Annotated in this window: 12 protein-coding genes; 3 read left to right on the top strand and 9 right to left on the bottom strand. The window is 64.9% G+C overall.

The window, feature by feature from the left end:
- Positions 1-3: 3 nt before the first annotated feature.
- Positions 4-675 (bottom strand): DUF4166 domain-containing protein, encoded by a 672-nt coding sequence (locus tag ACVWY6_RS08660; protein ID WP_023957576.1) that lies wholly within the window; start codon positions 673-675, stop codon positions 4-6.
- Between the two features lie 145 nt (positions 676-820).
- On the opposite strand from ACVWY6_RS08660, the gene htpG reads away from it, so the two are divergent.
- Both htpG and ACVWY6_RS08650 read left to right on the top strand, forming a co-directional pair.
- Positions 821-2800: a molecular chaperone HtpG gene (gene htpG / locus ACVWY6_RS08655; protein ID WP_457537424.1), complete on the top strand. Its 1980-nt coding sequence runs from the start codon at positions 821-823 to the stop codon at positions 2798-2800.
- A 240-nt stretch (positions 2801-3040) separates the two neighbouring features.
- Positions 3041-4204: an LLM class flavin-dependent oxidoreductase gene (locus ACVWY6_RS08650; protein WP_457537422.1), complete on the top strand. Its 1164-nt coding sequence runs from the start codon at positions 3041-3043 to the stop codon at positions 4202-4204.
- 114 nt (positions 4205-4318) lie between these two features.
- On the opposite strand, the gene ACVWY6_RS08645 is transcribed toward ACVWY6_RS08650, so the two are convergent.
- The 7 genes from ACVWY6_RS08645 to ACVWY6_RS08615 form a co-directional block, all read right to left on the bottom strand.
- Complete coding sequence (locus ACVWY6_RS08645) at positions 4319-4984, bottom strand: DsbA family oxidoreductase (RefSeq protein ID WP_457537421.1); 666 nt, start codon at positions 4982-4984, stop codon at positions 4319-4321.
- Between the two features lie 57 nt (positions 4985-5041).
- A complete protein-coding gene (locus ACVWY6_RS08640) occupies positions 5042-5437 on the bottom strand; it encodes a hypothetical protein (protein WP_457537419.1) in 396 nt (131 codons plus the stop codon).
- 113 nt (positions 5438-5550) lie between these two features.
- Complete coding sequence (locus tag ACVWY6_RS08635) at positions 5551-6447, bottom strand: MSMEG_6728 family protein (protein WP_457537417.1); 897 nt, start codon at positions 6445-6447, stop codon at positions 5551-5553.
- Between the two features lie 200 nt (positions 6448-6647).
- Complete coding sequence (locus ACVWY6_RS08630; protein ID WP_457537415.1) at positions 6648-7430, bottom strand: DUF559 domain-containing protein; 783 nt, start codon at positions 7428-7430, stop codon at positions 6648-6650.
- 203 nt (positions 7431-7633) lie between these two features.
- Positions 7634-9259, bottom strand: a complete 1626-nt coding sequence (gene groL / locus ACVWY6_RS08625) for a chaperonin GroEL (protein ID WP_023957590.1) — start codon at positions 9257-9259, stop codon at positions 7634-7636.
- 259 nt (positions 9260-9518) lie between these two features.
- The gene (locus ACVWY6_RS08620) at positions 9519-11468 is read right to left on the bottom strand and encodes an acyl-CoA thioesterase/BAAT N-terminal domain-containing protein (protein ID WP_457537413.1); all 1950 of its coding nucleotides are present in this window, start codon (positions 11466-11468) and stop codon (positions 9519-9521) included.
- 172 nt (positions 11469-11640) lie between these two features.
- Positions 11641-12213: a TetR/AcrR family transcriptional regulator gene (locus tag ACVWY6_RS08615; protein ID WP_062795223.1), complete on the bottom strand. Its 573-nt coding sequence runs from the start codon at positions 12211-12213 to the stop codon at positions 11641-11643.
- 94 nt (positions 12214-12307) lie between these two features.
- Between ACVWY6_RS08615 and ACVWY6_RS08610 the strand changes: the two genes are divergently transcribed.
- Positions 12308-13585: an MFS transporter gene (locus ACVWY6_RS08610; RefSeq protein ID WP_457537411.1), complete on the top strand. Its 1278-nt coding sequence runs from the start codon at positions 12308-12310 to the stop codon at positions 13583-13585.
- Here the strand turns inward: ACVWY6_RS08610 and ACVWY6_RS08605 are convergent.
- Positions 13548-14330, bottom strand: coding sequence for a DNA-formamidopyrimidine glycosylase family protein (locus ACVWY6_RS08605; protein ID WP_457537409.1), 783 nt, complete (start codon positions 14328-14330; stop codon positions 13548-13550). The two genes, ACVWY6_RS08610 and ACVWY6_RS08605, sit on opposite strands and share 38 nt — an antisense overlap.
- Between the last annotated feature and the right edge of the window lie 94 nt (positions 14331-14424).

Genomic DNA, 14424 nt, shown 5'->3' with positions numbered 1-14424 from the left:
CGGTCAGTGTTCGCGTTCTTCGAGGCGCAGTGGCCAGGCCTCGTCCGGGATGTCACGCAGGTGGCAGGGCTCGTCGCGCGCGGTGAACCAACCGCGGTAGTGGATGAGCTCACCGAGCACCGGGTTACGCACCGAGGCATCCACCCGGAACCGGTTGTGCCGTTCGTCCCAGCCCTCGATGTACCTCATCCGCGCAGCGAGGAGACCACGCATGCCCACCTTCGGGCCGGCGAGCAGCCGCATCGGGCCACTCTCGAAGACCAGCGAACCGCGGGCGTCGGCGTGTGCCTCGAGTGGCCACAGCAGTTCCGGGCCGTCGCCGAAGTAGTCGACCAGTCCCTCCCGGCCGTCGACGAGCAGCGAGTTCAGCCCATGTGAGCCGGTTGTGTAGTCGAACGACCGAAGCACCGCGAGGCATTCGCGCCCGAGCTCGTCCTGATAGCAGTAGTTGTGCATCGTGAACGGGACGAGCCTGCTGGTCTTGGTGGGCATCGCGTTGCGTTTACGCATGTGGAACAACATCGCGGGCAGCATCGCCGAGCAGTAGACCGACTCGAGCATCCCACCGGCCACCTGCGACAGTTGCGAGGTGGAATCGATCCCATACCGCCATTGCATGTTGGGATGCAGATTCTCGAATTCCCGACCGAGAACATTCTGGATGACCGAACTCACCGATACCGACCGTTCCCCGTACCAGACATGAGGTCTGAATGTACTACGAGCGGCCTGCCTAAAATGTTTGGTCGGACCCCGCGACCGAATACTGCCAGCAACACCCTGTAACAACCGACATCTGCGACAACCGAAGGAGCATCACGTGAGCGCTCAAGTCGAAGAGATGGAGTTCGCCACCGAGACGCGGCAACTCCTGGATCTGATGATCCACTCGATCTACTCGAACAAGGATTCATTTCTCCGCGAGCTGGTGTCCAACGCCAGCGATGCCCTCGACAAGCTGCGCCTGGAGTCATACCGGAACAAGGATCTCGAGGTCGACACCTCCGACCTCCACATCGAGATCTCACTGGATCCCGACGCCCGGACATTCACCATCACCGACAACGGGATCGGCATGTCTCGCGACGAGGTCGTCGACCTCATCGGCACGCTCGCGAAGTCGGGTACGGCCGATGTCCGCCGCAAGCTGAAAGAGGCAAAAGAGGCCGAGGCTGCGGGCTCGGGCGCCGCCGAGGAGCTCATCGGCCAGTTCGGCATCGGCTTCTACTCGACGTTCATGGTGGCCGACAAGGTCACCCTGCTGACCCGCAAGGCCGGCGAGACCTCCGCGACGCGGTGGGAATCGGCAGGCGCGGGCACGTACACGATCGAGGACGTCGCCGAGGCACCGCAGGGCACCTCGGTGACGCTGCACCTCAAGCCTGAGGACGCCGAGGACGATCTGCACGACTACACCTCGGTGCCCCAGGTCCGTCAGCTGGTCAAGAAGTACTCCGACTTCATCTCGTGGCCCATCCGCATGGACGTGACCACTCCTGTGCCGCCGAAGGCCCCCAGCGACGACGACGCGGATGACGCGGCCGCCGACGCCGACGAGCCGACCGAGACCACCACCACAGAGGTGCTCAACTCGCAGAAGGCGCTGTGGACCCGACCCCGGTCGGAGGTGACCGACGAGGAGTACGCGGACTTCTACCGGCACATCAGCCACGCGTGGGACGAGCCCCTCGAGATCATCCCGATGAAGGCCGAGGGCACCTTCGAGTACCAGGCCCTGCTCTTCATCCCGTCCACGGCACCGTTCGACCTGTTCATGCGCGAACGCCACACCGGCGTCCAGCTCTACGTCAAGCGTGTGTTCATCATGGACGACTGCGAAGAGCTCATGCCCGAGTACCTGCGTTTCGTCAAGGGGCTCGTCGACGCACAAGATCTGTCGCTCAACGTCTCTCGCGAGATCTTGCAGCAGGACCGGCAGATCAAGGCCATCCGGCGGCGGTTGACCAAGAAGGTTCTCTCGACGATCAAGGACATGCGGGCCAATGACCGCGAGAAGTACGACACCGTGTGGTCGCAGTTCGGCCGGGTCCTCAAAGAGGGCCTGCTCCAGGACGCAGACAACCGGGACGCGCTCCTGGCGATCTGTTCGTTCAGCTCCACCCATTCGGTCGACACCGCCACAACGCTGGCCGAGTACGTCGAACGAATGAAGGACGACCAGAGCCAGATCTTCTACGCCACAGGCGAATCACGCGAGCAGCTGGAGAACTCGCCGCATCTCGAGGCGTTCAAGAAGAAGGGCATCGAGGTGCTGCTGCTCACCGACCCGATCGACGAGATGTGGGTCGGCCAGATCTTCAATTTCGAGGGTAAGCCCCTGCAGTCCGTGGCCAAGGGCGAAGTCGATCTGTCCGACACAGCGGACAAGGAAGATGACAACAAAGACAACAAGCAATTCGACGAATTGCTCACCTGGTTGACCGGCGTCCTCATCGACGACGTCAGTCAGGTGCGGTTGTCGAGCCGGCTCACCGATTCGGCGGCCTGCATCGTCGGTGAGGCGCAGAGTCTTTCGCCTGCCCTCGAACGGATGTACCGGGAATCGGGTTACCCGATGCCCGACAGCAAGCGCATCCTCGAACTCAACCCCGACCACGCCCTCACCAAGGGACTCCAGGAGGCCTTCGCGGCTCGCGGCGACGACGAGTCGCTTCGGCAGACGGCCGAATTGCTCTACGGCGCAGCGTTGCTGGCCGAAGGTGGCACCCCGAAGCAGCCGGCTGCCTTCAGCAAGACGTTGGCCAACCTGCTCACCAAGACGGTGTCAGCCGCCGAATAAGGCATCGATGATCCCGCCGAGCGTGCGGCTCCGGCACGCTCGGCGGGGTCACCTCGAGTTCTACCCAACGGCCCAGATGTGCCGTCGTACAACCGAAATGATGGTTCCGCCAGGTTAATGTCCCGCGAGATTGTAAGTCGTCTCGCGGTGAGGACGCCGGTATCGTCGTCAGTGGCTCGACCACCGGATCAGGAGTTGCTCGGCCGATCTGTGAGCAGCCATCAACCTCAGGAGCATCTCATGGGCACTGCCGTTCCGCTGTCCGTCCTGGACCTCGTGCCCCGTTCGAGCGGATCCGACAGCACCACCGCGCTGCGGAACACCATCGACCTGGCTCAGCAGGCCGAGAGATTCGGCTATGCCCGCTACTGGTTCGCCGAACACCACCTGAACCCCGGTGTCCTGGGGTCATCACCGGCGGTCGAGATCGCGCTTGTCGCCGGATCCACATCGACGATCCGATTGGGCTCGGCCGGTGTGCAATTCGGACACCGTTCCCCTCTGGCAACCGTGGAAGAGTTCGGACTCATCGACGCCCTCCATCCCGGCCGACTCGATCTGGGGATCGGACGCTCGCCCTCGCGTCCGGCCCCCACTTCCGGAACTGAGAACGAGAGTGCGGCCAAGGCCTATCTGGCCGGACGTGGCGGCGCCGAACACAACCAGGACAGCCACACACCGAACGGCCTGCTGCTGCCCAAGCAGTACGACGTGTCCTCCGGTTATTCGAAGAAGGCTCTTGGGCATGTGCTGAACCTGCTCCAACAACCGGGCGCATACGCCCCCGACTACGACGAGCAGGTCTCGACCGTACTCGCGTTGCTCGACGGCACCTACGTGAGCTCGGATGGGCTATCCGCCCACGCATCTCCCGGCGAGGGTGCCGATGTGCAGGTTTGGATCCTCGGTGCGTCCGGCGGCGCGAGCGCCACGGTCGCCGGGACGAAAGGGCTGCGATTTGTTGCCAGCTACCACCACAGCCCGAGCACGGTGATCGACGCTGCCGAGGCCTACCGTGCAGCGTTTCAACCGTCGGTTGATGTACCCGAGCCGTACGTCGCCGTCTCTGTCGATGCTGTTGTCGCCGAAACGGACGATGAAGCGGTCGAGCTCGCCAGCGGTTACGCACCGTGGGTTCGCAGCATTCGACGCGGCGAAGGTGCAATCCCCTACCCCACCCCGGCCGAGGCCGCGGCAATCGAATGGACCGAAGACGACCGCGATCTCGTGCGGGACCGTGTGCTGACCCAATTCGTGGGATCTCCGGCCACTGTCGCGGACAAACTCGAAAAACTCCGCGACGCCACCGGCGCCTCCGAGCTGTCGATCACCACCATCACGCACGATCACGCCGCGCGGGTGCGCTCCTACGAGCTGTTGTCCAAGGAGTGGTTCGGACGGTGATCGCTCGTGCCGTTCTCACTGTCGCTCAGCAGATCTCGCGGGACCGCGCAGTAGCCGTCGACACAGACTCCGGCATCGACCTCACCGACGAGTTCGAAGGGCTGGGCCATGTGATCAGGCATCCGCGGTCACGTCTTTCGCTTCGTCCCGTGCACGCTCGAGCACCGAGGTGAATGTTTCGGGAGCCTGGGCGCCGGACACGCCGTAGCGGCCGTCGATCACGAAGAACGGGACCCCGTTGATGCCGTATTCACGTGCCTGCGCGATGTCGGCGTCCACCGCTGAGACGTAATCGCCTGCCGCCAGGACATTCTCGATGGCGCCGCGGTCGAGACCCACATCGGCGCCAAGCTCGGCGAGTTCCTCGTCGCGCCCCAGGTGCCGCCCCTCGCTGAAGTAGGCGGCGAACAGTCGCTCGGCCATCTCCAGCTGCTTGCCCTGTTGCTTGGCGTAGTGCAGCAGCTCGTGCGCCCTGCGGGTGTTGGTGTGCAGCAGTGCATCGAAGTTGTACCGGAGACCCACCTCATCCGCGATGGCGCTGACCTGGTCGAGCATCTGGCGCACCTGCCCTGCCGGCATCCCCTTGTGCTGCACGAGGAAGTCGACCTCCGAGCCGTCGAAGTCCACGGGGGTATCCGGGGCCAGCTCGAAGCTGTGGTAGGTCACCTCGACGTCGTCGCGGCCGGCGAAGTCGGCGAGCCCGGCCTCGAACTTGCGTTTGCCGATATAGCACCACGGGCACGCGATGTCGGACCAGATATCCACGGTGATCGAAGCCATGTGACGTGCAACAGCGTGGTGTCGATCGGCATTCCCAGCGTCACGTAGACCGGCGTGTCAGGAGGGCACGACGCTGCTGGCCAATCCGGCTCCGAGTGCGAAGGTGAAGATCTGCAGGATCAGGCCCACCACCGGAACCCAGAACGCCACCCGGCGCCGCACCATCAAAATGGACGCGGCGATGATCGGCACCGCCACAGCCGCCACACCTCCGCCATCTGCGACGACGTACGCCCAAAGCAGATTGTCCGTGTCACACCGATCGGCGTAGCAGCTGTCGGTGGCCATGACGAAGAAGAGGCTCATGTACACGCTGCCCACGAGGACGAGGACTTGCAGAGCCAGCAAGAAAAGCGTCGCGATGACGTCGACGACCAGGCCCGGACTGCGGGGTGGAATCGCCGAAATCGGGGTGGGGTGCGGGTACGTCATGGCGGGAGGACCGTAGGTCATGACGATGAGAGTAGGACCGCGCACCGAGGTCACGGCAGCGTGAAACTACTCAAATCCGCGGTTTCGTTGTCATTGCCAGTGGCGTGATCAGCGATGACACGAACCAGGTTCCGTCATCGAGTGGCGACTGGCACGGGGAACAGCGCCCGCGGATTCTGGAGCAGAGCCGGCGGCATGACATCGCTGCGGGCGAGTACTCCCTCCCACTGCACCCGCCTGCGGTGCGGAACGAGAGTCGTTGCGCTGCGGAAGAATTGATAATCTCCCGTCAGCCTTCCGACGTCCAGATCCCGTGTGTCCGGAATCGGCACCGCGATCTCGTCGCCCACGGACAGGTCACCGACAAACGAGGCCAGGACACGCAGATCCTTGCCCGGCCGGCGTTCCGGAGCCCGTTCCTTCAGCAGCGTGCGGAGATCGCCGCCTGCCGCCGCGATGACATCGATACCGGACTCGGTCCCGAAACCGACGATGCCGCGGCGCCTGAACTCTTCGTACTGCTCTGCAGACGACGGCCGCACCACCCAGACCGTGCGGTCACCGGTGCGCAGCTGCGTCGAGACTTCTGGAGGGTCGGGCCAGAAGTACGGCATGTCGCCGTCCATCTCCCCGAACACGGGGACGTAGAACTCCGGATCCTTCCGAACCAATGCGGCGCGGTGACTGAGGTAGAGGCGTTCGTCGTCCCACCACGGTGGCATCAGGCCGTCAGCCACCAGCTCCGATTGAGGGCGCCCGACCACCTCCGGCGCGAACTCCGCGATCTTCCCCGCGGTGGTGTCGGCCCGCCCGCCGGCGGTCCACACCTCGACAAAGGTCAGTCCGTAGCAAACCAAGGCCGGGGTATGTCCACGCCACATCTGCACCGCCGGATGGTTCCCCCACCCGTAGTCGAACAGTTCGAGCGCCCGCAGGATCTGCAGTGTTTCGACCCGCTGCTTCCCCAACCGCGGCACGTCCAATACCGCGGCCGAGCGCGCGAAGTCCGGATACGGCAAGAAGGTCTGCATGAAGTTCGCATACCCCCTCGCGGCGATTTGATGCGGTCGGGTGGGGGCTGGCGTGCCGGTTTGCACACAAGTCGCTGTCGGAGGGCTGGATGCGACGACACAGGCATGCTTGTGTGCACTCAGGCACGGGGCTTATGCCCAGCTGCACACAAATCGCAGTCGGGGGCCGGATGCGACGACGTGGACCAACCTGTGTGCACTCAGGCCCGCCTGCTTCGGCGACGTTTGCGCACGACGCGGATGATGTCGTCTACGACATCGTCGAGGTTGGCGATCGCAGTCGCGGCCGAGTAGCGAAGGATGCGCCAGTCATCGTCGACGAGTTCGTTCTGGCGCTTTCTGTCGTTGTTGAAAGTTGCGGGGTCTGTATGGAAATCGCGTCCGTCGATTTCGACGATGACCCTTGCACGACGGCACACCAGGTCGCCGTAGTAGCGGCCGACTCTCACGTTGATCTCGAGCGGGAAGTTTCGCGCACTCAATGCGCGAGCCACCAATCTCTCCGGTTCCGAGCGGGTGAGAGGACAGCACGTGCGCAGTTGCTCGCGAACAGCGACGATGCCGTGGCGTCCTGTTGAACGTTCGCAGAGGTGAGCAACGGCCCGCCAATTCACCCGTGTTCCGATCGCGGCGTCGAACAGAGCCTCGAGGGCCGGCTGATCAAGCGTGGTGGCGACGTCGATGAGGCAGTGCTCGATCGGCACCACCGGCAGCCCTTTGCGGCGCACCGCGTGTACATCTGGGCGCCGGTGAAGTCGCACCCCGTTCGGCCCTCGGACCGAGACGCTCGGCGAAACGGTGGCCTCGACAATCGTGGGCTCGTCCTCCAGCAATCCCCACAACCACGCAGCGGTGGTGTGACTGAGAACGGCAGTCGGCTTCCACAAGGTGACTGCCGCACAGAGTTCGATGTGTCCCGGGTCGGACGTCGAGTACACCTCAGGCAATAGTCGATTCAGACGCGAGACTTCGCGTTTGGTCATCCCGCCCGCTAGTAGCTGCGCACGTGTTCGCACTGTGTGCAACCAAGGAAGCGCGGTGGGCATGAGTGCACACAGGTGGGTCTGTGACGTCACATCCGGCCCTCCGACACCGACTTGCGTGCAACCACGCACGCACAAACGAAACCGGCCCACTCCCGAAGGAGTGGGCCGGTTCGCGTGAACGGTAGAGCGAGAAGCGTGGACTAGAAGCCCATGCCGCCCATCTCGTCGCCGCCCGGCATGGCCGGTGCAGCGTTCTTCTCGGGCTTGTCGGCAACGACGGCCTCGGTGGTGAGGAACAGAGCCGCGATCGAAGCTGCGTTCTGCAGCGCCGAGCGGGTGACCTTCACCGGGTCGTTGATGCCACGGGCCAGCAGGTCCTCGTACACACCGGTTGCGGCGTTGAGGCCGGTTCCCAGCGGGCTGTTGCGGACCTTGTCGGCGACAACACCGGGCTCGAGGCCTGCGTTGATCGCGATCTGCTTGGCCGGAGCCTCCAGGGCGACGCGGACGATGTTGGCGCCAGTGGCCTCGTCGCCTTCCAGGGAGAGTCCGTCGATGGCGGGCTCGGACTGCAGCAGAGCCACGCCGCCACCGGCGACGATGCCCTCTTCGACAGCAGCCTTGGCGTTACGCACGGCATCTTCGATGCGGTGCTTGCGCTCCTTGAGCTCGACCTCGGTGGCAGCACCGGCCTTGATCACAGCAACGCCGCCGGCCAGCTTGGCCAGACGTTCCTGCAGCTTCTCACGGTCGTAATCGGAGTCGCTGTTCTCGATCTCGGCGCGGATCTGCGACACACGACCGGCGATGGCGTCGGAGTCGCCCGAGCCCTCGACGATGGTGGTCTCGTCCTTGGTGACGACGACCTTGCGGGCGGTGCCGAGGAGTTCGATGCCGGCGCTCTCGAGCGACAGGCCGACCTCTTCGCTGATGACCTCGCCACCGGTGAGGATGGCGATGTCGGCCAGCATGGCCTTGCGACGGTCACCGAAGCCCGGAGCCTTGACGGCAACAGACTTGAAGGTGCCACGGATCTTGTTGACCACCAGGGTCGAAAGGGCTTCGCCCTCGACGTCCTCGGCGATGATCAGCAGCGGCTTGCCGGCCTGGATGACCTTCTCCAGCAGCGGCAGCAGGTCCTTGACGGTCGACACCTTGCCGGAGACCAGCAGGATGTACGGATCCTCGAGAACGGCTTCCTGGCGATCTGCGTCGGTCACGAAGTAACCGGAGATGTAGCCCTTGTCGAAGCGCATGCCCTCGGTGAGCTCGAGGCTCAGGCCGAAAGTCTGTGCCTCTTCGACGGTGATGACGCCTTCTTTGCCGACCTTGTCCATGGCCTCGGCGATGAGCTCGCCGATGGCCGGGTCACCGGCGGAGATACCAGCGGTAGCAGCGATCTGCTCCTTGGTGTCGATCTCCTTGGCGGACTTCAGCAGCGACTCGGTGACAGCCTCGACGGCCTTCTCGATGCCGCGCTTGAGGCCCAGCGGGTTCGCGCCGGCAGCGACGTTGCGCAGGCCTTCACGAACGAGTGCCTGAGCGAGAACGGTGGCGGTGGTGGTGCCGTCGCCCGCGACGTCGTCGGTCTTCTTGGCGACCTCTTTGACCAGCTCTGCGCCGATCTTCTCGTAGGGATCCTCGAGCTCGATCTCCTTGGCGATGGAGACGCCGTCGTTCGTGATGGTGGGGGCGCCCCACTTCTTTTCGAGCACGACGTTGCGACCCTTGGGTCCCAACGTCACCTTTACGGTGTCGGCGAGGGCATTGAGGCCCCGCTCGAGGCCGCGACGGGCCTCTTCGTCAAACGCGATGATCTTGGCCATTACGAAGTGATCCTCCGATAGGGGGTGACACTGAAGTTCGGTGGTTGGTTCCGGTGCCCGCGACGGACGATCGGTCGTGTCATTAGGACCGATCTCACCGTTCCAACCTGGCACTCACGGTTGTCGAGTGCCAGCCACCGTTTTAGCACTCTCAGGTGCCGAGTGCAAGGTGGGAGACGAAGCCGGAGGCGAAGCTCGACCGCTGGAACAGGCGGAGCTCGCCCCTGTGCAGAGACGGCCTCCACGCCGTGTACAAGGTCTAGACAAAGACTCCACTGAGGAAGCCGAGAACAGCGGTCGTCGCTGCCCGTTGTCCCTGCCCCTGACCGGCTGCGGTGCCTCCGAAGGCGATGCCTGCGCTCCACTGCGCGGTGCCGGGGAACATACCGAGTCTGATCAGATGGCCCGCATTCTCGAGCCGCGCGTGCTGGTCCAGCGGATGGTTGCGGGCTGCGAGCAATTCATCGGCCATTCGCTCGGACGGCCACAGATGGTCATCGGTCCCGGAGATGCAGAGGAGGGGCACGTCGATGACCTCGCTCCGTAGTCGGGCTGGTGAGCTGGTGATGGGTCCGAGCTCGTCGAGACCGGCGGCGTACGCGTCGTGCAGTTTGAGCAGACTCGGGCGACCGTGTGCGATGTCGCGGTGGACGCGCCATGCATTGCGGATCAGCTGAGGCATCAGGGAACCGGTCGGAAGAGGCGCCCATGGGACGTCTTGCCCGCCCGATGTCCAGGTGGGGGTGTCGGGTATCTCGCCATCGGGTCCGATGGCCTGCCACGACACCGAACTCGGGCTGATCAACACGAGGCCACTCACCGGCAGCTGCGTGACCGTGGCCGCGGCGAGCAGTCCTTCGGCCCCCCTCGAGATGCCCATGGCGGTGATCCGCGCGCGGTCGATCCCGGGCAGCGACGTCAACGTGGCAACCGCGTCGGCGAACCGCTCGAGAGGGATCTGGGCCAGCGGCGCCTCCGCGTGTGCCGTCGACTCGTCGACCCAGGAGTAGGCCAGCGCTGCGAAGCCGTTGGAGGCGAGCGTCGCGATGGTCGCGCGCTGCGAGTCGACCCCGCCTTCGGACCCGCCGAAGCAGGCGACCGCGGGCCAGCCCGCGTCGGGCGCGGTTCCACCCGGCGTCGCCAGGAGCGCCGCTCGTCCGCCGATCTGTAGCTCGCGCTCGTCGACGCCGACCTCGGACGGGAATCTCGACACCGTCCGCCGGGCCGACCTTCCGGTGGAGGTCGCCTCGATAGTCACGTGCCAGGGACCGACCGGAGGAACAAACAGGTCCGGCGCCGTGGAGTCGGAGATGTCGGGCCGCATCGCCCACAGTGGCGCATCCGGATCGGCGACCGACCAGTCCCCCTCGACCGGGACATCCCGGGCGACATCGACTGTGCCGTCGGCCGATGACGTGAAGGCCGCCTGTGCGCGCCAGCGGCGACCGAACAGGTCTGTCCCACTGACGTCGATCTCCACGCGGACACCGGGTTCGGCACCGGTGAGCTGCACGCCGAAACTCTCGTCGTGCCGGGATGAGCTCGGAGCGGTGATCGCCAGACCGTCCGTGGTGTCGGGCGCGGGCGACGGCTGATCGACGATCGTCTCTGCACCCGCGTCCCGGGCGGACACCTCCACCGAGCGCGTCTCGAACCAATTGGGGAACACCGACGACACCACCCCAGCGATGCCGAGCAACGTGAAGGGCGCCACCCAGTAACAGATGATGGAGAGTGCATCGCCGTCGTCCTTGATCGTCGCGTCGCCGTCGACGAGCGGCGGGATGATCGAGAGCAGGGTCATCGCGCCGAAGGCGGCCACCCACATCCACGTCATGGCGTTGGTGATGTAGCGGAATCCATCGGTGGTGGCGGTTTTCGCATCCACCGAGTCCTCGGCGTACTCACGGACGAACGGCCGGCCGAGCAGGACACCTCCAAGTGCGATGAGGAATAGGCCGAGATTCGACAGCGGCTGCAGCCAGCGCTCCAGGACGTCGTCGTCGAGGGTGAGGGCGGCGATCACCAGGAGCACGAAGACGACGATCGTGCCGACCTCCAGAGAGCGGAAGGGCTCGCCACGCCAGCGCTGGAAGACCTGACCTGCGATGGTGAGCGCGAAGGCGACGAGTACCGCCGTCAAGAAACCGGCGTTGCCCACCAGAACCCAGAACAGAATCCAGGGCGCGAACCCGATCACAAATCCCACGTTGCTTCCCTACCTGTTCAGTTTCCGCTCTCACCCCAGCGATCGGGCGGGTCAGGCTCGCCGCAGCCTTGGGTCACCGAAGGAACCCGCCGCCACAGTGCCCCGGAAAATAAACACTAAGCCAATGAGGCGCCCTGAGCACGGTTTTCAGTGCGCAGGCGACACGTTCGCCTCAGGCTTCGCCCATCGCGAGCACGTCTTCGACCAACCGATCGGCGTAGGCGCGGTCAGCCGGGAGACCGAAGACCACGTGGTGGTAGAGCGGAGCGACGATGTGGTCGAGAGCCCGTCGCGCCGACGGCACCTTCTCCCCGCGGCTTCGTGCGCGTTCGATCATCGACTGAAGTTGGGCGTCACGGGTGTCCCAGCAGGGACATGTACCGATCTCCTTGCGGGCACCGACCATCGCTCGTAGGTATGTCGTCCGCTCGGGGCGGGTGATGTCGTCGACGATCACCGTCGCCCAGGCGCGCAGGTCTCCGGCGATGCTGCCGGTGTCCGGGAGCGGTTCGTTCTTGGTCAGCGCCGCAACCGCGACCTCTTCGAGCAACGCGTCCATCACACCCCACCGCCGGTAGATGCTCGTGGGGTTCACCCCGGCACGTTCGGCGACCTGGGGAATCGTCATGGTCTCGCGGTATCCCTCGCTCACGAGTTCGCCGACGGCGGTGTACACAGCGGACTGCACGCGAGCGCTCCGACCACCGGGTCGGCGTGGGGCTGTTGATCGTGCGGGTGCGCTCATGCGACCATTATTGCAAATCCAATGGCTTTAATCCGCCGGATGGTGCTACCGTCTCCAAAAGCAAACATCGTTGCTTTAACTGTTGGGAGATGTCATGCACCGACCCACCCTGGGTTCGAAGGCAGCGTTTCGGCTGATCATCGTCACCACCATCGCCGTGATGTTCGGTGCCGCCGCTCCCTCACCGCTGTATCCGGTTTATCAAGAGCTGTGGGGCTTTTCGTCGTTCACACTCACCGTGATCTTCGCCGTCTACGTCATTGCGCTGCTCGCGGGCCTGCTCACCGTCGGATCACTGTCCGATCACGTGGGCCGACGACCGGTGATACTCGGTGCGCTTGCGGTCCTGACCGGTTCGATGCTGATGTTCGCCTTTGCTGACGGCGTTCCGATGTTGATCGCCGCCAGAGTTCTGCAGGGTCTTGCTGCCGGGGCCATCACCGGCACACTGAGCGCTGCCCTGGTCGATCTGCAGCCCACCCCACGGGCGGGTTCGATCGCCAGCGCCGCTTCTCCTCCGGGCGGATTGGCCCTCGGCGCCGTCGGGGCGGGGATTCTCGTTCAGTACGCGCCGATGCCTCGCGAGCTGGTGTTCCTGTTGTTGGTCGCCACGTTCGTGCTCGTCGCAGCGGTCGTCGTGTTCGTCCCGGAGACGTCACCTCGCACCGGCTTCACCTCCCGCCGCCACCTGTGGAGAGTGCTGCGCCCCAACGCGAGCCTGCCGCCTGCCGTGCGCGGAGCGTTTCTCGCAGCAACCCCGGCCATGTTCGCCACGTGGTCCCTCGGTGGCCTTTATCTTTCGCTGGGTTCGTCGATCGTCGCGCGCATCCTCGGCCTGGAGAACCACATGGTGGCCGGCCTGATGATCGGGGCGTTCTTCGGATCAGGAGCACTCGGCTCGGCCGTCGCATCGGGGTGGGGCGCCCACCGCAAACTGGCCGTCGGTCTGGGCACACTCGGTTCCGGACTGATCATCACCCTCGTCGCGACGCTGACGGCAAACGTTCCGGCCTACGCCATCGGTTCGGTGGTCGCCGGGTTCGGTTTCGGCGCAACGTTTGTCGGCGTGATGGCGACGCTGATCGCGGTCACCGACCCCGCCGCCCGCGGTCAGGTGTTCTCCACCCTGTTCATCGTGAGTTACACCGCATTCAGCGTTCCGGCCGTCGTCGCCGGGTTCGCCGTTATCCATGTCGGCCTGCGATCCACTGCTGTCGGCTACGGCCTCTTCGTCCTGGCGATGGTGATTCTGGCTGCGGGCGCGGCGATCTGGCGTGCACGAGCCGAGCGACAGACCTCCCCGCCACCTGCGTATGGGAGCGATGCTGAACTCGTCACGGCGGCGGCTGACACGTCGGACACCAGTAGATGACGCGGTCGAGGTCGGCGCTCCCACCGAGATCTCCCCGTTCGATCGTGGTGCCGCAGCGACGGCAGGATCGGCCGGAGCGCCCGTAGACCCAGAATCGCTCGCCGTTCCGATCGACGTTGGTGACCCGATTCGCCCGCGTGCGGTTGTATTCGAGTAGCTGTTTGGCCAGGTCGACCCACTCGGCCAAGTCACCTGCTTCGCCCGTGGGAACCGCCGGATGTACCCGCCTCAGAAAGCACATCTCCACGCGAAAAACGTTGCCGATGCCGGCCAGGTTGCGCTGATCGAGCAGCGCCAGCCCGATCGGCCGCTTGAGGTCGGCGGCCAGGTTGTCGACGGCAGTTTGCGCATTCCAATCGGGCCCCAGCAGGTCGGGGCCCAGGTGGCCCACCGCCTCGTCCTCGTGATCGCGCCGCAAGATCTCCAGTTTGCCCAGTTCGAAACCGACGGCCTGCACCTTCTCGGTCTCGAGGATGATCCGAGCCTTGAATCCGGGCCGGCGCCAGCGCGCACCTTTGGCGTAGATGTCCCAGCGACCCTCCATCTTGAGATGCGAATGTACGGTGCGGTCACCGACACGGATGAGCAGATGTTTGCCGCGGGCGATCACCTCATCGACCGTTCTGCCACTGAGATCCACGGTTGCGTACCGCGGCACCCGAACATCGCACCGCGTCAACACTTTTCCGGCAAGTGCGCGATGCAGCCGGCCGGCTGCCTGATGGACGGTGTCACCTTCGGGCATGAATCCATTGATACCCCATCCCACGGTCGGGCCAGGGTGAACGGCCGCGCAGGGCGGCGCATCCTACGATGGGCCTACCCAGTCCCCACCGGAT

Source organism: Williamsia sp. R60 (assembly GCF_054063855.1).
This window is presented reverse-complemented; position numbering and strand designations above follow the sequence as displayed.

Bases quoted from the DNA above. Each gene is read 5' to 3' on its own strand.
- ACVWY6_RS08650 (WP_457537422.1), top strand. From the start codon at position 3,041: ATGGGCACTGCCGTTCCGCTGTCCGTCCTGGACCTCGTGCCCCGTTCG.
- ACVWY6_RS08630 (WP_457537415.1), bottom strand. From the start codon at position 7,430: ATGACCAAACGCGAAGTCTCGCGTCTGAATCGACTATTGCCTGAGGTG.
- ACVWY6_RS08615 (WP_062795223.1), bottom strand. From the start codon at position 12,213: ATGAGCGCACCCGCACGATCAACAGCCCCACGCCGACCCGGTGGTCGG.
- ACVWY6_RS08645 (WP_457537421.1), bottom strand. From the start codon at position 4,984: ATGGCTTCGATCACCGTGGATATCTGGTCCGACATCGCGTGCCCGTGG.
- ACVWY6_RS08640 (WP_457537419.1), bottom strand. From the start codon at position 5,437: ATGACCTACGGTCCTCCCGCCATGACGTACCCGCACCCCACCCCGATT.
- ACVWY6_RS08610 (WP_457537411.1), top strand. From the start codon at position 12,308: ATGCACCGACCCACCCTGGGTTCGAAGGCAGCGTTTCGGCTGATCATC.
- ACVWY6_RS08635 (WP_457537417.1), bottom strand. From the start codon at position 6,447: ATGCAGACCTTCTTGCCGTATCCGGACTTCGCGCGCTCGGCCGCGGTA.
- ACVWY6_RS08605 (WP_457537409.1), bottom strand. From the start codon at position 14,330: ATGCCCGAAGGTGACACCGTCCATCAGGCAGCCGGCCGGCTGCATCGC.
- groL (WP_023957590.1), bottom strand. From the start codon at position 9,259: ATGGCCAAGATCATCGCGTTTGACGAAGAGGCCCGTCGCGGCCTCGAG.